Annotated in this window: 18 protein-coding genes; 16 read left to right on the top strand and 2 right to left on the bottom strand. The window is 67.4% G+C overall.

The window, feature by feature from the left end; all coding sequences use genetic code 11:
• Nucleotides 1-26: 26 nt before the first annotated feature.
• The 13 genes from metG (at nucleotide 27) to EA346_RS01640 (ending at nucleotide 11,637) form a co-directional block, all read left to right on the top strand.
• Entirely contained in the window at nucleotides 27-2,162 is a 2,136-nt protein-coding gene (gene metG, locus EA346_RS01700) for a methionine--tRNA ligase (RefSeq protein ID WP_296754848.1), read from the top strand.
• 351 nt (nucleotides 2,163-2,513) lie between these two features.
• Nucleotides 2,514-3,134 (top strand): methylthioribulose 1-phosphate dehydratase, encoded by a 621-nt coding sequence (locus EA346_RS01695; protein ID WP_296754890.1) that lies wholly within the window; start codon nucleotides 2,514-2,516, stop codon nucleotides 3,132-3,134.
• Entirely contained in the window at nucleotides 3,131-3,691 is a 561-nt protein-coding gene (locus tag EA346_RS01690; protein WP_296754845.1) for a cupin domain-containing protein, read from the top strand. Before EA346_RS01695 ends, EA346_RS01690 begins: the two co-directional genes overlap by 4 nt.
• Nucleotides 3,688-4,383 carry an acireductone synthase gene (gene mtnC, locus EA346_RS01685; RefSeq protein ID WP_296754843.1) on the top strand — a complete coding sequence of 232 codons (696 nt, stop codon included), beginning with the start codon at nucleotides 3,688-3,690 and terminating at the stop codon, nucleotides 4,381-4,383. The genes EA346_RS01690 and mtnC overlap by 4 nt, the downstream gene beginning before the upstream one ends.
• 188 nt (nucleotides 4,384-4,571) lie before the next feature.
• Nucleotides 4,572-5,150, top strand: a complete 579-nt coding sequence (gene rsxA / locus EA346_RS01680) for an electron transport complex subunit RsxA (protein ID WP_296754841.1) — start codon at nucleotides 4,572-4,574, stop codon at nucleotides 5,148-5,150.
• Nucleotides 5,147-5,740, top strand: coding sequence for an electron transport complex subunit RsxB (gene rsxB, locus EA346_RS01675; protein WP_296754887.1), 594 nt, complete (start codon nucleotides 5,147-5,149; stop codon nucleotides 5,738-5,740). Before rsxA ends, rsxB begins: the two co-directional genes overlap by 4 nt.
• A 27-nt stretch (nucleotides 5,741-5,767) precedes the next feature.
• Nucleotides 5,768-7,339: an electron transport complex subunit RsxC gene (gene rsxC, locus EA346_RS01670; RefSeq protein WP_296754837.1), complete on the top strand. Its 1,572-nt coding sequence runs from the start codon at nucleotides 5,768-5,770 to the stop codon at nucleotides 7,337-7,339.
• A complete protein-coding gene (gene rsxD, locus EA346_RS01665) occupies nucleotides 7,339-8,382 on the top strand; it encodes an electron transport complex subunit RsxD (RefSeq protein ID WP_296754835.1) in 1,044 nt (347 codons plus the stop codon). The genes rsxC and rsxD overlap by 1 nt, the downstream gene beginning before the upstream one ends.
• Nucleotides 8,375-9,121 carry an electron transport complex subunit RsxG gene (gene rsxG, locus EA346_RS01660; RefSeq protein WP_296754832.1) on the top strand — a complete coding sequence of 249 codons (747 nt, stop codon included), beginning with the start codon at nucleotides 8,375-8,377 and terminating at the stop codon, nucleotides 9,119-9,121. The genes rsxD and rsxG overlap by 8 nt, the downstream gene beginning before the upstream one ends.
• Nucleotides 9,118-9,810 (top strand): electron transport complex subunit E, encoded by a 693-nt coding sequence (locus EA346_RS01655; protein WP_296754830.1) that lies wholly within the window; start codon nucleotides 9,118-9,120, stop codon nucleotides 9,808-9,810. The genes rsxG and EA346_RS01655 overlap by 4 nt, the downstream gene beginning before the upstream one ends.
• 195 nt (nucleotides 9,811-10,005) lie before the next feature.
• On the top strand, nucleotides 10,006-10,443 hold the full coding sequence (locus tag EA346_RS01650) for a hypothetical protein (protein WP_296754828.1): 438 nt from the start codon (nucleotides 10,006-10,008) through the stop codon (nucleotides 10,441-10,443).
• A gap of 72 nt (nucleotides 10,444-10,515) precedes the next feature.
• Nucleotides 10,516-11,163 (top strand): endonuclease III, encoded by a 648-nt coding sequence (nth, locus tag EA346_RS01645; RefSeq protein WP_296754827.1) that lies wholly within the window; start codon nucleotides 10,516-10,518, stop codon nucleotides 11,161-11,163.
• Nucleotides 11,164-11,184: 21 nt separating this feature from the next.
• Complete coding sequence (locus tag EA346_RS01640; protein WP_296754826.1) at nucleotides 11,185-11,637, top strand: DUF1841 family protein; 453 nt, start codon at nucleotides 11,185-11,187, stop codon at nucleotides 11,635-11,637.
• Between the two features lie 18 nt (nucleotides 11,638-11,655).
• On the opposite strand, the gene EA346_RS01635 is transcribed toward EA346_RS01640, so the two are convergent.
• Both EA346_RS01635 and EA346_RS01630 read right to left on the bottom strand, forming a co-directional pair.
• Complete coding sequence (locus EA346_RS01635; protein WP_296754824.1) at nucleotides 11,656-12,111, bottom strand: hypothetical protein; 456 nt, start codon at nucleotides 12,109-12,111, stop codon at nucleotides 11,656-11,658.
• 61 nt (nucleotides 12,112-12,172) lie between these two features.
• On the bottom strand, nucleotides 12,173-14,074 hold the full coding sequence (locus EA346_RS01630; protein ID WP_296754822.1) for a DUF255 domain-containing protein: 1,902 nt from the start codon (nucleotides 14,072-14,074) through the stop codon (nucleotides 12,173-12,175).
• A 140-nt stretch (nucleotides 14,075-14,214) separates the two neighbouring features.
• Between EA346_RS01630 and EA346_RS01625 the strand changes: the two genes are divergently transcribed.
• The 3 genes from EA346_RS01625 (at nucleotide 14,215) to EA346_RS01615 (ending at nucleotide 17,485) form a co-directional block, all read left to right on the top strand.
• Nucleotides 14,215-15,213, top strand: a complete 999-nt coding sequence (locus EA346_RS01625; protein WP_296754819.1) for a MerR family transcriptional regulator — start codon at nucleotides 14,215-14,217, stop codon at nucleotides 15,211-15,213.
• An 83-nt stretch (nucleotides 15,214-15,296) separates the two neighbouring features.
• Nucleotides 15,297-16,067 (top strand): SDR family oxidoreductase, encoded by a 771-nt coding sequence (locus tag EA346_RS01620; RefSeq protein ID WP_296754817.1) that lies wholly within the window; start codon nucleotides 15,297-15,299, stop codon nucleotides 16,065-16,067.
• A complete protein-coding gene (locus EA346_RS01615; RefSeq protein WP_296754814.1) occupies nucleotides 16,067-17,485 on the top strand; it encodes a deoxyribodipyrimidine photo-lyase in 1,419 nt (472 codons plus the stop codon). Before EA346_RS01620 ends, EA346_RS01615 begins: the two co-directional genes overlap by 1 nt.
• Nucleotides 17,486-17,639 lie beyond the last annotated feature (154 nt).

The raw sequence follows: 17,639 nt of genomic DNA, 5'->3' as shown, positions 1-17,639 counted from the left end.
ACGCCAAAAGAGACCGCCTGCCCGCGATGACCGAATCCCGCCGCAAGATCCTCATCACCAGCGCCCTGCCGTACGCCAACGGCCCGATCCACCTGGGACATCTGGTCGAATACATCCAGACGGACATCTGGGCGCGCTTCCAGCGCGCGCGGGGTCACGAGGCGATCTATGTCTGCGCGGACGACGCCCACGGGACCCCGATCATGCTCAAGGCGCGAGCCGAGGGCATCGAGCCGGAGGCGTTGATTGCCCGGGTGCGCACCGAGCACGAGGCGGATTTCGCCGAATTTCTGGTCGGCTTCGATCACTATCACAGCACGCACTCGGAAGAGAACCGCTATTGCGCCACCTTTATCTATAAGGCGCTGAAGGCGGGCGGCCACATCGCGGTGCGCACCATCCAGCAGGCCTATGACCCGGAGGCAGGCCTGTTCCTGCCCGACCGCTTCATCAAGGGCACCTGCCCCAAATGCGGCGCAACCGACCAGTACGGCGATTCCTGCGAGGCCTGCGGCGCCACCTACAGCCCGATGGATCTGCAGGACGCGGTCTCGGCCATCAGCGGAGCACGCCCGGTGCCCCGCGACTCCGAGCACTACTTCTTCCAGCTCGCGGACTTCGAGACCTTCCTGCGCGATTGGACGGGTTCAGGGCGGCTGCAGAGCGCGATCCGCAACAAGCTGAACGAGTGGTTCGAGGCGGGCCTGGCGGATTGGGACATCTCGCGCGACGCGCCCTACTTCGGCTTCGAGATTCCGGACGCACCGGGCAAGTTCTTCTACGTGTGGCTGGACGCGCCGGTCGGCTACATGGCCAGCTTCAAGGCCTATGCGGAGCAGGAGGGGCTGGACTTCGACGCCTGGTGGGGCGCGGGCTCCGAGACCGAGATGTACCATTTCATCGGCAAGGACATCGCCTACTTTCACACATTGTTCTGGCCGGCGATGCTGCACGGCGCCGGCTTCCGCACCCCGACCGCGGTGTTCTGCCACGGCTTCCTCACCGTGAACGGCCAGAAGATGTCGAAGTCCCGCGGCACCTTCATCCGCGCCCGCGACTTCCTCGACCACCTGAACCCCGAAGCCCTGCGCTACTACTTCGCGGCGAAGCTGGGCGCGGGTGTCGACGACATCGACCTCAGCCTGGATGACTTCGTGCAGCGCGTGAACTCCGATCTGGTCGGAAAGGTGGTCAACATCGCCAGCCGCTGCGCCGGTTTCCTGACCAAGCGCTTCGACGGCGCGCTGTCCCCCCGGCTGCCGCGCCCCGAGCTGCACCAGCAGTTCGTCGTCGCCGGCGATACGATCGCCCGCTACTACGAGGGCCGTGAGTACAGTCAGGCCATGCGGCAGATCATGGCGCTGGCCGACCAGGCCAACCAGTACATCGACGAGGCCAGGCCGTGGGTGCTGGCGAAGGATCCGGAACGCGCCGACGAGGTCCAGGCGACCTGCACCCAGGGGCTGGATCTGTTCCGCATCCTGATCATCTACCTCGCTCCCGTGCTGCCCCGCCTGGCCGCGCAGGCGGGCCGCTTCCTGAACCGCGAGGACCTCGCCTGGGCGGCCCGGGAAGAACCGCTGATCGGTGGAACCATCCGGCCCTACGAGGCGCTGATGACCCGGATCGAGCCGGCTGCGGTGACGGCCCTGCTCGAGGCCTCCCGGGAGAGCCTGGCGCCGACGGATGCAGGCCCTGCCGGTATGGCACCGACAGGAGCGGGTGCTGCCGATGCGGCGCCACCAGGCGCCGCCCCTGGATCCGGGACGTCGGCCGATGCAGCCACGGCCGGCACGTCCGCCGGAGCACAGGAACCCGTCATGGACCCCATCGCCGAAACCATCGACTACGAAACCTTCGCCCGCCTCGACCTGCGCGTGGCGCGCATCGCTGCCGCCGAGTACGTCGAGGGTGCGGACAAGCTGCTGCGGCTCACCCTCGATCTCGGTGGCGAACAGCGCCAGGTTTTCGCCGGCATCCGCTCCGCCTACGCGCCCGAAGACCTTGCCGGCCGGCTCACGGTCATGGTCGCGAACCTGGCTCCACGCAAGATGCGCTTCGGCGTCTCCGAGGGGATGGTCCTGGCCGCCGGTCCGGGCGGGAAGGACATCTTCCTGCTCGCCCCGGACGACGGCGCCCTTCCCGGCATGCGGGTCAAGTAGCGTCCGCAGCCTCCGCAGGGCACCAAGGGACGTCGCCGAACCTCTAGAGCGCGGCGGATTGCCGCCGCTCTTGCCCTGGGCAGCCCGAACGCTCCAAAGCGGGAGCAAGCTCCCGCACTCCACAGGCCTTCGGCGACACCCGGTAAAAACACAGGTCCACTATGGAGTGCGGCGGATTGCCGCCGCTTTTCCCCTAGGGCGGCCCGACCGTCCGATAGCGGGAGCAAGCTCCCGCACTCCACAGGGCTGCGACCGAATTTACGCGGATGATCGGGGTCTCTGACCGGGAGCTGGAGTTTCCTTACAACGCAGGCTGGCGTAAGCTTCGCCACTTTTCGCGGCATTGGAATGATTGAAGATACACTGGAATTCAAGGCGCAGGTCCGGCTGCTGGCCGACGCGGGGCGCCTGTTCGCCCAGCGCGGCTGGGTACCCGCGACCGCGGGCAACTTCTCCGCACGGCTGAACGACGAGCAGATCGTGATCACCGTCTCCGGGCGCCACAAGGGCCACCTGGACGACAACGGGTTCATGGTCGTGGACCTCGACGGCAACATCCTGTCGCCCGGCAAGAAGCCCTCGGCGGAGACCTTCCTGCACATCGTGATGTACCGGCGCGACCCCGACATCGGCGCCGTGCTGCACACCCATTCGGTGAACGCGACGGTGCTGTCGCGCCTGTTCCCCCAGGGGCTGACCCTGGACGACTACGAGGTGCTGAAGGCCTTTCCCGCGATCACCACCCACGAGACCTCGCTGCCCGTGCCCGTCTTTGCGAACACCCAGGACATGCCGCAACTGGCGGCGCAGGTGGACCACTACATGAACCGCAACCCCACGCTGTCCGGATACCTGATCGGCAGTCATGGTCTGTACACCTGGGGGCGCTCGGTGGAAGCTGCCGTGCAGCATATCGAGGCCTTCGAGTTCCTGTTCGAATGCGAGATCCTTTCCCGGAGGCTGAACCCATGACCACCCTCTACGTCTACCCGGATTCCGCGCCCGGCGAGGGCACGCACATCGAAGACACCGCCGAGATCACCCGGATCCTGGCCGACGCCGGCATCGGCTTCGAACGCTGGGATGCCAGCCGCGACCTGCCCCCGGGCGCCGACCAGGAGACCATCCTCACGGCCTATGCCGATGACGTCGAGCGCCTGAAGCGCGAACGCGGGTTCTCCACCGCGGATGTCGTGCGCCTGACGCCGGATCACCCGCAGCGAGCGGAATTCCGCGAGAAATTCCTCGACGAGCATACCCACAGCGAGGACGAGGTCCGCTTCTTCGTCGAGGGCAGCGGGCTCTTCTGCCTGCACATCGGCGGCGAGGTGCTGGGCCTGCACGCCGAGGCGGGCGACCTGATCTCGGTTCCGGCCGGCACCCGGCACTGGTTCGACATGGGTCCGGCACCGCACTTCACCGCGATCCGCCTCTTCACCAACACCGAGGGCTGGGTTGCGCAATTCACCGGTGAAGGGATCGCCCGCCGTTTTCCGATGCTGGACGAGCTGCCCGGATCGGCACAATGACCAGGGCCGTCCTGCTGGACATCGAGGGCACCACCACCAGCCTGTCGTTCGTCCATGACATTCTCTTCCCCTATGCCGCGGCGCATCTCGCGGGATTCGTGCGGGAGCATCGCGACGAGCCTCGGGTCGCGCGCCTGCTCGCCGATGCACGCGCCTACGCGGGCGGCGATCTCGACGACACGGCGCTGATCGAGCGCATGCGGGCCTGGATGGACGCCGACCAGAAGATCACCCCGCTGAAGGCCCTGCAGGGGCTGATCTGGGAACACGGTTACGAAAAGGGCGACTTCCGCGGACACGTCTACCCCGACGTACCCGAGGCCCTGCGTCGCTGGAAGGACGCGGGGATCGACCTGTACATCTTCTCCTCGGGGTCCGTGCATGCCCAGAAGCTGCTCTTCGGGCACACCGACGCAGGGGACCTGAATCCGCTTTTCAGCGGTTATTACGACACCCGCATCGGCGGCAAGCGCGACGCCGACAGCTACCGCCGGATCGCGGCGGAAATCGGGCTGCCGCCGGAACAGATCCTCTTCCTGTCGGACCGCCCGGAAGAACTGGATGCTGCGGCGCTGACGCGCATGCACACCGCGGCGGTGCTCCGTGAAGGCGTCGAGGGGCCATTCGGCCACCACCGCAGCTTCCCGGATTTTGCGGCCGTGATGCCCGAGGCGATGGCCCGCGGGCGATAGGGCGCCCGTGTCCATGCTGGACCTGTGGAGACAGACGCAACCCTTCCGCCGGGGTGCTATGTTGGAGCCGGTGGGCCAAGCGGGAAGTTCGTTGCCTAGGGAGCACAGCCAGGTGCAGGCACCGGCGCGGTTGAGTGAATCCCTCCCGCTGCCCGATACTTTGTTTCATTGCACCGCCCGGGATTGCCGTGGAATACGCCCTGATCCTTATCAGCACGATTCTGGTCAACAACTTCGTCCTGGTGAAGTTCCTCGGCCTGTGTCCCTTCATGGGCGTGTCGCGCAAGGTCGAGACCGCCACCGGCATGGGTCTGGCGACGACCTTCGTGCTGACCCTGTCCGCGGTCAGCAGCTACCTGATCAACGAGTATCTGCTGACTCCGCTCGGCCTCGAATACCTGCGCACCATCGCCTTCATCCTGGTCATTGCCGCGGTGGTGCAGTTCACCGAGATGGTGGTGCACAAGACCAGTCCCCTGCTGTACAACGTGCTGGGGATCTTCCTGCCACTGATCACCACCAACTGCGCCGTGCTCGGGGTGGCGCTGCTGAACGTGCAGGAAGCGCACGGGTTCGTCGAGTCGGCCCTGTACGGCTTCGGCGCCGCGGTCGGTTTCTCGATCGTGCTGATCCTGTTCTCGGCGATCCGTGAGCGCATCGCCGCCGCGGACGTGCCGGTGCCCTTCCGCGGCAGCGCGATCGCGATGATCACGGCCGGACTGATGTCCCTGGCCTTCATGGGCTTCTCCGGCCTGGTGCGCCTCTGATCATGCTCCACGCTATCCTTGCCATCGCCGGACTCGCGCTCGCCTTCGGGTTGATCCTGGGCTACTCGGCGCAGCGCTTCCGGGTCGAGGGCGACCCGATCGTAGACCAGATCGATTCCCTGCTGCCGCAGACGCAGTGTGGCCAGTGCAGTTACCCGGGCTGTCGGCCCTATGCCGAGGCCATCTCGGCTGGCGAGGCCGACATCAACCGCTGCCCCCCGGGCGGCGAGCCGACGGTACTGGCGCTGGCGGACCTGCTCGGCCGCGACCCGAAGCCGCTCGAGGCCGAGACCCGGGAAAAGTCGGTCGCGGTGATCGACGAGCAGACCTGCATCGGCTGCACCCTGTGCATCCAGGCCTGCCCCGTGGACGCCATCGTCGGCGCCGCCAAGCAGATGCACACGGTGATCGAGGAGGAATGCACCGGCTGCGAACTGTGCCTGGAACCCTGCCCGGTCGACTGCATCTTCATGGTTCCGCTGCAGCAGGACATCACCGACTGGCGCTGGTCGCAGCCGGAGCCCTCGCCAATCGAGCGCCCGCGCCGGGAAGGGCGCCATGCCATCGGGAAACGCCGGGAATCCGCCTGAGGGCCGTGATTCCCATAGAATGCGCCCATGCAACTGCATCGCTTCCACGGCGGCCTGAAACTGCCCGACCACAAGGCGGAAAGCACGGCCCATCCACTGCTCACAATGGGCGTGCCGAAGTACCTTTACGTGCCGCTGTCGCAGCACATCGGCGCCCCGACGGAGCCTCTGGTCCAGCCCGGCGACCATGTGTTCAAGGGGCAGCGGATCAGCCAGGCGAAGGACTACATCTGCGCGCATGTGCACGCGCCGACCTCGGGCCGGATCAAGGACATCGTCGATCACCCGATACCCCACCCCTCCTGCCTCAGCGCACCCTGCATCGTCATCGAATCCGATGCCCACGACCAATGGGGCGACACCCGCTTGCCGGCCTGGCCCGACTGGCGGGAGCGGGACGCGCGCAGCCTGCGTGAACGGGTACGCGCCGCGGGCATCGTCGGCATGGGCGGTGCGGCGTTCCCGACCGCGGCCAAGCTCAATCCGCGCGCCGGAAAGCGCATCCACACGCTGGTGGTGAACGGCGCCGAGTGCGAGCCCTACATCAGTTGTGACGACATCCTGATGCGCACCTACCCCGAGGCGATCCTGGAGGGTGCCCGCATCGTCGCGCACATCCTCGGCGCAGAGCGGGTGCTTTTCGCGGTCGAGGACAACAAGCCCGAGGCCCTGCGCGCGCTCACCGACGCCCGGCGCGGCGAGGAATCGGACTTCATCCGTCTCGTCTCCATCCCCAGCATCTATCCGACCGGCGGTGAGCGTCAGTTGATCCAGGTGCTGACGGGGCGCGAGGTCCCGAGTGCCGGACTGCCCGCGGACCTGGGGATCGTCTGCCAGAACGCGGGCACGCTGAAGGCCATACGCGACGCGGTGCTGCACGGACAGCCGCTAATCTCGCGCATCGTCACGGTCACCGGACCGGGCATTCGCGAACCGCGCAATGTCGAGGCACTGATCGGCACCACCTTCGCGGATGTGGTCGCGGCCGCCGGCGGGTACGCGCCCGGCGTCGACCGCCTGGTCATGGGCGGCCCGATGATGGGTTTCGCCATCGGCGACGACGCGGTACCGGTGATCAAGGGGACCAACTGTCTTCTGACGACGCGGGTCGAGGACACCCCGGCGCCGGGCCCGGTGATGCCCTGCATCCGTTGCGGCGAATGTACCCGTGTCTGCCCGGCCAACCTTCTCCCGCAGCAGTTGTACTGGTTCGCGAAGGGCAAGGACTTCGACTCGGTGCAGGACTACGGCCTGTTCGACTGCATCGAGTGCGGCTGCTGCGCCCATGTCTGCCCCAGCAACATCCCGCTGGTCCAGTATTACCGCTTCGCCAAGCAGGAGATCTGGGGCCGGGAGAAGGAGCGTCAGAAGGCGGATCTCGCCCGTGAACGCTTCGAATTCAGGCAGTTGCGACAGGAACGTGAGGAACGGGAGAAGGCCGAACGCCTCGCGCGCAAGAAAGCTGCGCTGGCAAAGAAGGATACCGACCCGGACAGGAAGACCGCCATCGACGGCGCCATCGAGCGCGCACGGGCGAAGAAGAGCGCACAGGCGAACGAGGAAGCATCCCCCGCTGACCGCGAGCGGGCCGACCGCTGATGCGCTTCCGGACCTGCACCTCCCCCCACCTCATTCCCGGCCACAGCGTCGGCGGCGTCATGCGCCAGGTCCTGTACGCGCTGGTGCCGGGCACGCTGGCAATGACCTGGTTCTTCGGCTGGGGCGTGCTGGTCAACGTCAGCCTGGCCATCCTGTTCTCGGTCGCGTTCGAGGCGCTGATGGTGGCGGCGCGCGGGCGACCGGTCCTGGCGACCCTCGGTGATTCCAGCGCCATCCTGGCCGGCTGGCTCTTTGCGCTGGCGATTCCCCCGCTGGCGCCGGTCTGGGTCCTGCTGATCGGTACCGCCTTTGCGATCGTGGTGGCCAAGCATCTGTACGGGGGGCTTGGCTACAACCCGTTCAACCCGGCCATGGTCGGCTACGTGGTGGTGCTGGTCTCGTTTCCGCGCGAACTCTCGCTCTGGCCCTCGCCGGAGGGCCTGACCAATGCCTCGCTGAGCTTGCTGCAGACCTTGCAGACGACCCTTACCGGGCGACTGCCCGAGGGCATGGACTGGGACGCGATCACGCGGGCCTCGCCGCTGGACATGATGCGAGAGAGCATCGTCAGCGGACAGACCGTGACCGAAGTGACCCAAAGCCCCGTGTTCGGGTCGTTCTCGCAGACCGAGTGGGAGTGGGCGGGCAACCTGTTCCTGCTGGGCGGACTCTGGCTGCTGTACCGTCGCGTGATCACCTGGCACATCCCGGTGTCCATGCTGCTGACGCTGGCCACGGTCGCGGGTGTTTTCTGGGTGATCGACCCGGACTACTTCGCTTCGCCGGCGTTCCACGTGTTCAGCGGCGCCGCGATCATCGGCGCCTTCTTCATCGCCACCGACCCGGTGTCGGCGGCGACCACGCCAACGGGACGCATTCTCTTCGGTGCCGGGATCGGCCTGCTGATCTACGTGATCCGCACCTGGGGCGGCTACCCGGACGCGGTGGCCTTCGCCGTGCTGCTGATGAACATGGTGGCGCCCACGCTCGATCATTACACGAGGCCGCGCATCTTCGGCCACTCGCGGGACGGCCATGGCTAGGATCGTCGTCCGGGATATGGTGATCACCACCCTGCTGCTGGGCCTGTTCGCCGCGACCGGGACCGGGATCGTGGCCTGGATTCACTCCGGTACCGAGGCGCGCATCGCGGAGAACCGGGTCGCGATGACCCGCGTACGCATCACGCAGGTGCTCGAGGGGCTGGATCATGACAACGAACCGGTGGCCGACCACGCCCTGCTGAGCGACCCGCGTCTCGGCGGAGAGGCTCTGCCGGCCTGGTTCGCCCGCCGCGGCGATGCGGTCGTCGGCCTGGCGCTTTCGGCGATCGCGCCCAATGGATACAGTGGCAACATCCACCTGCTGATCGGGATCAGCGCCGACGGACACGTGCTCGGTGTCCGGGTCACGCAGCACCGCGAGACGCCCGGACTCGGCGACGACATCGAGGCCGATCGCTCCGACTGGATCCATGGCTTCCGCAGCCGTTCGCTCGGGAACCCGCCGATCGAACAATGGCGGGTGCGCAAGGACGGCGGCGTGTTCGACCAGTTCACCGGCGCCACCATCACTCCGCGCGCGGTCGTGCAGGCGGTGCGCAATGCACTGGTCTATTTTCAGGAGAACGCCGAGGCCCTGCTGGCCACGCCGCCGCCCGTCGACGGCGAACTCCTGCCCATTGAGGCCTTGTCACCGGAGATACCCGACCCGACGACACCACCGGGACCGGTGCAGGAGCCCCAGCCAGTACCCGCGCCACCCGTTGAGGCCACGCCATGAACAGCACCTATCTCGACATCATCCGCGAGGGTCTGTGGACCAACAATCCGGGGCTGGTCCAGTTGTTGGGCCTGTGTCCCCTGCTCGCGATCTCCGGCACCGTCGTCAACGCCCTCGGTCTCGGCATCGCGACCATCGTGACCCTGGTCGTGTCCAACTCGCTGGTGTCGCTGCTGCGCGAGCACGTCCGGCCGGAGATCCGCATCCCGGTCTATGTACTGATCATCGCCTCCGCGGTGACCGCGATCGAGCTGGTGATGAATGCGTGGTTCCACGGCCTGTTCCTGGTGCTGGGCATCTTCATCCCGCTGATCGTGACCAACTGCGCCATCATCGGCCGTGCCGAGGCCTTCGCCTCTCGCAATTCGGTACCCCGGGCGGCCCTGGACGGGCTGGCCATGGGTGTCGGGTTCACCGGGGTACTGGTCGCGATCGGTGCCCTGCGCGAGGTAATCGGACAAGGCAGCCTGCTCGACAACGCCCACCTGCTCTTCGGCGAATGGGGCCACGAGCTGCGGATTGAAATCTTCCCCCAGGAACACGGCTTCCTGCTGGCCCTGCTCCCGCCCGGTGCCTTCCTGGCAATGGGTCTGCTGATCGCGGTGAAGAACCTGATCGACGCGCGCCTGGAGGCAAAACCGATCCCTTCCGGCGCGCCCGAGTCCCAACCCGCCACCTCGCACACCTGAACCTGGTGGGCCATGCGGGAAGTTCGGCGTCTCTGGCGAAGCGATCTGGTACCGAACTTTCCGCATGGCCCACCATGCCTTCCCGGTTGCGATTGTGGTCATCGCGGAAGCGCATGCTCGCGGCCGTAAAATAAGAATGCTTTAATGTTCCGATCCGGGCCAACGGCCCGAAGTCCCCAATCGCAGGAGAATGGCATGGCTGGACACTTCCCCTTCGCCGGCAAGCGCGGTACACGCTATGGTCTCGCGCCGCGCGGCACCATTGCGGCCTTTTTCGAGAACCAGGGTTTCAACAACGAGTTGCAGGAGAAGTACTACAAGTGGTGGTACGACTTCGCCAAGGACTTCGTGACCAACGACGACGATCTCTCGGCAACCATGGGCGTGCGCTTCAGCAGCTACCCGATGGGCACCCACGCCCGCCACTCGTTCCACCTGAACGACAAGTTCTGGGCCGTCAGCATGGACGAGCTGGGTTCGTTCATCAGCAACGTGATTCTGCCGAAACTGGATGCCGACGCGATGCACAAGCTCGAGGAAGAACACAAGGCCATGCTCGACTCCCTGCGCGAGGAGGCCACCGGAAATCCGCGCGAGGCACCTCCGAATGTCGGCCTGTTCCGGCACGTCTGAGGCTGCCGGCAGACAGCCGCCGTTGCCGATCGCGGAAACCGTGGCTCCGTTGACACCGGCGGCGCCGCGCGCATGAATGCCGCCAAACGGCGCGAGATCTTCGAGCGCCTGCGCGAGATCGATCCCGCCCCCACGACCGAGCTCGAATACCGCACTCCCTTCGAACTGCTGGTGGCGGTGATCCTGTCGGCCCAGGCGACCGATGTCGGCGTGAACCGCGCAACGCGTCGCCTCTACCCGATCGCGAGCACGCCCGAGGCGATCCTGGAACTGGGGTTGGAAGGGCTGAAGTCCCACATCCGCACCATCGGGCTCTTCAACAGCAAGGCCGCCAACATCATCAAGACCTGCGACCTCCTGATCCGCGATCACGGCGGCGAGGTGCCGCGTGAGCGCGCGGCACTGGAGGCGCTTCCCGGCGTCGGCCGCAAGACCGCCAACGTGGTGCTGAACACGGCCTTCGGTGAGTCCACCATCGCGGTGGACACACACATCTTCCGGGTCGCCAACCGCACCGGCATCGCCCCCGGAAAGACGCCGCTGGAGGTGGAACGCAAGCTGCTGCGCTTCACGCCCGCCGAGTTCCGCCGGGACGCCCACCACTGGCTGATCCTGCACGGACGCTACACCTGCCGTGCGCGGCGCCCGCTCTGCCATCAGTGCGTGATCCACGATCTCTGCGAGTACCGCAGCAAGGCCCCCGCCGCCGGCACCGGCTGAGCGGGCGCCACGGGAGGAACCATGTTCGGAAACCGAGACCAGCTACGCGAGCAGTTCATCCAGGCCTGGGACAAGGCCCGCAGCGGCCAGTCTCTGGAGCCCTTGGAGGCCGCTCTCGCCGAACTCATCCGCGAACACCCCGAATACCACGATCTGCTGGCCGACCGGGAACACGCGCTGACCGCCGAGTTTCCGCCCGAGGGAGGCCAGGGCAATCCCTTCCTGCACCTGGCGATGCACCTCAGCATCCGCGAGCAGGCCGCCACCAACCGGCCGGCCGGCATCCGTGACATCCACCGGGGACTCAGCGCGCGCCACGGCGCGATGGAGGCGGAACACCGGATGATCGAGTGCCTGGGCCGGGCGCTGTGGGAAGCGCAGCGCGCGGGCAGCCAACCCGACGAAACCGCCTACCTGGAGTGTCTGCGCCGTCTCGAAGGCAGGTCCACCGACCGGTCGCGCGGCGGATCGTAATCAGGAAACCGGGGCGCGTCAGCCGGAGAAGATGGCCTGCCACCAGCGGCGGCGGCTGCGCGTCGGGGGCATCGCGGCCGGCAGATCGACCGGTGGGTTCCGTGACAGCACCCAGCCGGGGAACACCCGGGTCCCCGAAGAACCGCAGCTGGAGCCCAGGTGATTGGGGTCGAAAATCTTGATCAGGCGTGGCGCATCCGTGCGGTCGGCATACACCACACCGCAGTAGTCGTGATGGTGCTCGGCGCGCAGCAGCTTGTCGACCCCGGCGATGAACCGGTCCAGTTGCCCGGCACTGGCCGGCTCGGCAGGCGGCGGCTCCCCCACCGCATAGACGTACCAGGCACCATCGGCATCGCCGCGCAGCCGTTCCCAGAGCGCATCGAGTTGGCGCCAATGCAGGATCCCGGCGAAGCCCCCGTTGAACGCCTCGAGAAAGGCTTTACCGCTCCCGTTTTTGCCTTCCGTCGTCATACACTGCACACCATTCTGCGAAAAAAGATGATTATCGCCGATTTGCGGCGGGCCCGGGCTCTCAGCCGCGGGTCAGCAGGAGGATCAGTTGCGCGTGCTCCTGCGGGCTGGTCTCGACGCCCCGGCCGGGTCGCAGGTCGAAGTCGGCCAGCCGCTCGGACAGTGTCTCGCTGTCGCCAACGTATTCCCGGCTCAGCGTCAGGATCAGGCTGGTCGGCGACGGATTGTGGACGGCGGTGTGGAAACGCTGCGCCACCATCCCCGGCAAGGGCTGTTCCCGCGCCGCGCGCCAGCCGTCGGCATCGGTGAAATCCGCCCACGCGACCTCCAGCAATCCGGTCACGGTCCGGTCACCGCCGGTTCCGGTGGCCACGGCCCAGTCGTGCAGCCCCTGCGCCAGGTAGGCGTAATCGGAAAGATCCGCCCCGCCCGCAACGTCCCGAGGCAGATCCAGCAATTGCGACAGTTCTCCGGGCCTTGCCGCCAGCGAACGAAGCCGTGCGGCCAGCTCCTCGCCTGCCGCGCCGATCGCGGGATCGTCGTGCAGTTCCGCAAATGCGGACAGCAGCAAGCCGTGCAGACCGGTCAACTGCTTTTCATCCCGCGGCACCCCGCGGGCCTGCCGATATTGCAGCAGCGCCTGCCGGCCCTGCTCGACCTGCTCACGGGCTTCGTTCAGCGGCAGCCCGAAACGCTCCGCCAGGGCAGCAAGGGATTCCTGATGCTGGGGCAGGAAGCGGCCTTCAAAGGTCGGCGCGCCCTCCAGCCGGAACCAGGCCCGGACCAGATCCGGATGCGGATGCCCCTGCAGGGCGTCATCCACCTCCCCCGGCGTCCAGAGATACACGCCCCCCTCGCGGCCCGCGTCGTCCAGCGCCGACAGCCCCGACGCGAACACCGCTGCGTCCTCGAGCGCCATCTCGCGCAGCACGAAGGCCAGCGTCCCGCGGCCGACCTCGGTCCAGTCCGGGCGATCGAACTGCCGCCCCGCGCGCAGGTACACCCGCGCCAGCTGGGCCTGGTCGTCCAGCATGATCTCGAAGTGCGGCCGGCCCCAGTCCGGCGTCTCCGAGTACCGGAAGAACCCTCCGCCGATCACGTCCCGCAGCCCCGCCCGCGCCATCTCCTCCAGGGTCACTTCCAGAAACTCGTCCGCCCACTCCGGCGCCCGACCCTGCTCCCGTGCCTGCAGCAGAGCGTCCAGTGCCGGGGCACGCGGAAACTTCGACTGGTCACCAAACCCACCCCCGAGGAAGTCGGCGTCACGCTCCATCGCCGCCCAAAGAACCTGTGGCAGGCGCGCCGCCCGTGCTTCAGACAGCGGCCGTTCGCCCTCGCGCAGCCGGGCGGTCAGTTCCAGCCGCCCCTCCCGGGCCAGCGCCGTCAACGCGTCGCCGTCCTGACGCAGGCGTGCCGTGATGCCGTCGAGGAACCTGGCGAAGTCATCCCGCGGCGCGTAGACGACGCCGGCCAGGGCGTCACCGGAGGGAAGGACCACCACGTTCAGCGGCCAGCCGGCGCTGCCCCGGGTGGCGCGAAGGAATTCGAGGAGGTACTGGTCCAGCGCGGCGTTCAGCTCGCGGTCGACCTTCACCGGGATGTAGTCGCGGTTCAGACGCTCCGCGATGCCCGCGTCCTTGAAGCTCTCCTCCTGCATCACGTGGCACCAATGGCAGGCGTAATAGCCGCTGGAGATCAGCAGCGGGCGCCCCGTGGCCCGCGCCTCCTCCAGCAGCGCAGGACTCCAGTCACGCCACTGCACGGGGTCGTCGGCGTGCAGCTGCAGGTAGGGCGAAATGCTGTCCGCCATGGCAGAGCGTGATTCGGTCGCCAGCAGCACCTGCGCCGTACCCAACCAGAAGACGCCGGTCAGGGCCAGGCCCGCGAGGGCGCCCCAGCCAGCGCCGCGTGTACCCGATACCCCGGTGATGATCGACATTGCTTGCTCTTTGTCGTTGCCCATGGTTGATGGATTCCCGCAGCAGTGGAAAAATTCCCCTCGATCCAGATAGGGGCCACCAGACCGGACCGTTGTCGACACTGTCGTGCGAATAAGTTGGAAAGAGGCGTGGCATTTGTGTACAGATATTGTACAATCCTTGTATGCCTCACCCTACTGACAGCGATATCCCACCAACGGACGGATTGTTCCCGATCCGCCACGTCTGCGCAGAGACCGGGATCAATCCGGTCACCCTGCGTGCGTGGGAGCGCCGCTACGGGCTGATCCAGCCGCTGCGGACCCCCAAGGGGCACCGGCTCTACAGTGCAGACGATATTGCCCGCATCCGGCGTATCTTGTCGCTGCTCGACGAAGGCGTGGCCGTCTCGCAAGTGGGGCGGGTCCTGCAGCACGACCTGCACGGGCCCGGCCCGAACGGCCACGACTCGCTGGGCGCCCCCGGGACGTCGCGGCCGGACGAGCGCGCACCAGCCGTCCAGGGTGGCCTCGCGCCGCACGTGCTCGACCCGCTCTCGGAGGCACTGCTGGAGGCCACACGGGAACTCAGCACGGTGGAACTCGAGCGCGCCCATGCCCGATTGGTGATGCGCCACGGCTGGGAGGGCGTGCACGAAAAAGCCTTTCTCGAGACGTACACCGCGCTTCGCGACCAGGCACGCCATGACCCGGCTGTCGAGGCTCGTCTGGCGGTTTTCGCCTCCTGGGCGCTGTCGTCCCTGACCGAACAACTGCGCTCGGCGCTCCTGCTCTGCGAAGGACCGCCCAGCCCCTGCGTGGTCCTGGGTGCCGGCCATCGGCGCATCGGCGGCATGCTGGTGCTGCTGGCCAGCGCGCGGCAGGGTCTGCGGCTCCTGCCGCTGCAGGACGTCATCACCGCGCCCGCAATGCAGGCGCTGACCGGGCACCTGCATTCGCCAGCGCTCGTCGTCCATACCCCGGCACGCTCGGTCCACGACCACGAAATCGAACGCCTGCGCCGACTGCTGTCCGAAGACGGAGTGCCCGCCTACCTTTCCGGTAGCGGGGCTGCCGAGCTGGCCGGGCTGGACACCCCGCGCCAACTGGTCACGCTGCCTGCCGATCCGCTGCAGGCAGCCGACACGCTAAGCCGGCAACTGCTCGATCCCCGAGCACACTGAGGACCCGGGAAGCCGGAAGCCGTTCGCGCTTCCGGCCCGTTGCCCCACGGATATCGCTCAACCAGAGACAGAAGGAGTCGACCATGCGCCCGAACTCGCTCGTCGTCACCGGCGCCACCGGAGGAGTGGGCCGTGCGCTGTTGCATACCATCGAACCCACGGCCTACCACGTAGCCCTCGTCGGCCGTGACCGAAGCCGCCTCGATGCGGTCATGGCGGATCTGCCCAAAGGCCTGCAAGCCGTCGCCATCGAAGCCGACGTGAGCCTTCCGGAAGGCGCACAGGCGGCCTTCGCCGAGGCGACCGAACATCTCGGCGAGGCGCCGACGCACCTGGCACACTGCGCGGGAACCACGCTGCTCGCGCCCCTGCACCGCACCACCGACGCCCAGTACCGGGATTGCCTGGCCGCGAACCTGGACAGCGCCTTCTTCACCCTGCGCGCATGGGTCCAGGGGCGGGTCAAGGCCAGCGATTCCGCCGGCGCCGCAGTCCTGTTCAGCTCCGTCGTCTCGCTGATTGGCGTGTCGAACCACGAGGCGATCGCGGCAGCCAAGGGGGCGGTCGCCAGCCTCATCCCCGCCACGGCGGCCACCTATGCCGCACAGGGCTTGCGTATCAACGGCATTGCTCCGGGCCTGACCCGCACGGGTGCCACAGAGCGCCTTTTTGCCACCAAGGGCGCAGAGGAGCAGATCACCGCCCAGTATCCACTGGGCCGCTACGCCCAGGCCGAGGACCAGGCCCGTGCCGCCGCATGGCTTCTGTCGGACGAGGCCGGTTGGATCACGGGTCAGATCCTGCCGGTGGACGGCGGCTTCACCGCCGTGCGCCCGATGGTACGTCTGCGCTGATGGCTGCGACGTTGGTTTGGCTCCGCCGCGATCTGCGCCTGGCCGATCAGCCGGCGCTGAGCGCGGCCGCCGAGCGCGGCCTGCCGGTGATCCCGGTGTTCATCCATGCGCCGGAAGAAGAGGCACCGTGGCAGCCCGGTGCCGCCTCGAACTGGTGGCTGCACCACAGCCTTGCGCGGATGGACGAGGCCCTGGCGCAGGCCGGAAGCCGTCTGATCCTGCGCCGCGGAGCCAGCCTTGCGACACTGCTGGATCTGGCGCGCGAAACCGGCGCCGATGCGGTCTTCTGGAACCGCCTATACGAACCGGCGGTGATCCGCCGCGACCAGGAGATCAAGAAGGCCCTGCGCGAAGCCGGCCTCACGGCCACCAGCTTCAATGCCGCTCTGCTGCACGAGCCATGGCAGATCGCCACGGGTAGCGGTGACCCGTACAAGGTGTTCTCGCCGTTCTGGAAGGCCTGTCGGAAGGCCGGCATCGACACCGCCCCCGGGACCGTGCCGCCACACCTGCCTGGGCCGGGTGCGGCGGCACGCGCTGGCGAGGACTGGCCGCGATCCGAACATCTGGAGGCCCTCGATCTCCTGCCACGCATCCGTTGGGACCAAGGCCTGGCCGAGCACTGGACACCCGGAGAGGCGGGCGCCCTGGAACGCCTGCAATCCTTTGTCGAGGACTCGGTCCGCGCCTATGCCAAAGGCCGCGAACTGCCCGGCCGCGACGGCACTTCGCGGCTGTCGCCGCACCTGCATTTCGGCGAGATCTCACCGCGGCAGATCGTCTGGAACCTGCGCGAGGCGGGCCTGGACCTGGACGCCGGCGGCGCGGAGCATTTCGTGCGCGAACTCGGCTGGCGCGAGTTCGGCCATCACCTGATCTACCATTTCCCGCAGACCACCGAAGAACCCCTGAACCCACGTTTTCAGCACTTCCCCTGGCGCGAATCGAAGCAGGACCTGCAGGCCTGGCAACAGGGTCGCACGGGCATCCCGATCGTCGATGCCGGCATGCGCGAACTCTGGCAGACGGGGTGGATGCACAACCGCACCCGAATGATCGTCGCCTCGCTGCTCACCAAGAACCTGCGCCTGCACTGGCTGCACGGCGCCCGCTGGTTCTGGGACACCCTGGTCGATGCAGACCTGGCCTCCAACACCCTTGGCTGGCAGTGGGCCGCTGGCAGCGGTGCCGACGCCGCACCCTACTTCCGCATTTTCAACCCCGTGCTTCAGGGCCAGCGCTTCGACACGGACGGCACCTACGTGCGCCGCTACGTGCCCGAACTCGAAGCCATGCCCGACGCGAAGATACACGCCCCCTGGCAAAGCGACCGCAAGCCCCCCGGCTACCCCGACCCCGTCGTCGACCTGAAAACCAGCCGCGAAGCCGCCCTGGAAGCGTTCAAGACCCTCCCCTAGCGGCCTTGGGTCCAGCTTCTTCCAGCGCTCGCTATCGCGGCCGGGCGTCGGTGACCATGCCCGGGGCGGGGCGTTGCACGCTTGCAGTGCGGGCCGGCCAGGCATCAGGATGGCGGCATTTCATCGCGCCGTTTTCCCTGCCACGGAGCCATTC

Source organism: Thioalkalivibrio sp. (assembly GCF_007692535.1).
Lineage (GTDB): Bacteria > Pseudomonadota > Gammaproteobacteria > Ectothiorhodospirales > Ectothiorhodospiraceae > Thioalkalivibrio.
Note: the sequence above shows the minus strand (reverse complement) of the source record. Positions and strands in the feature narration are given on the sequence as shown.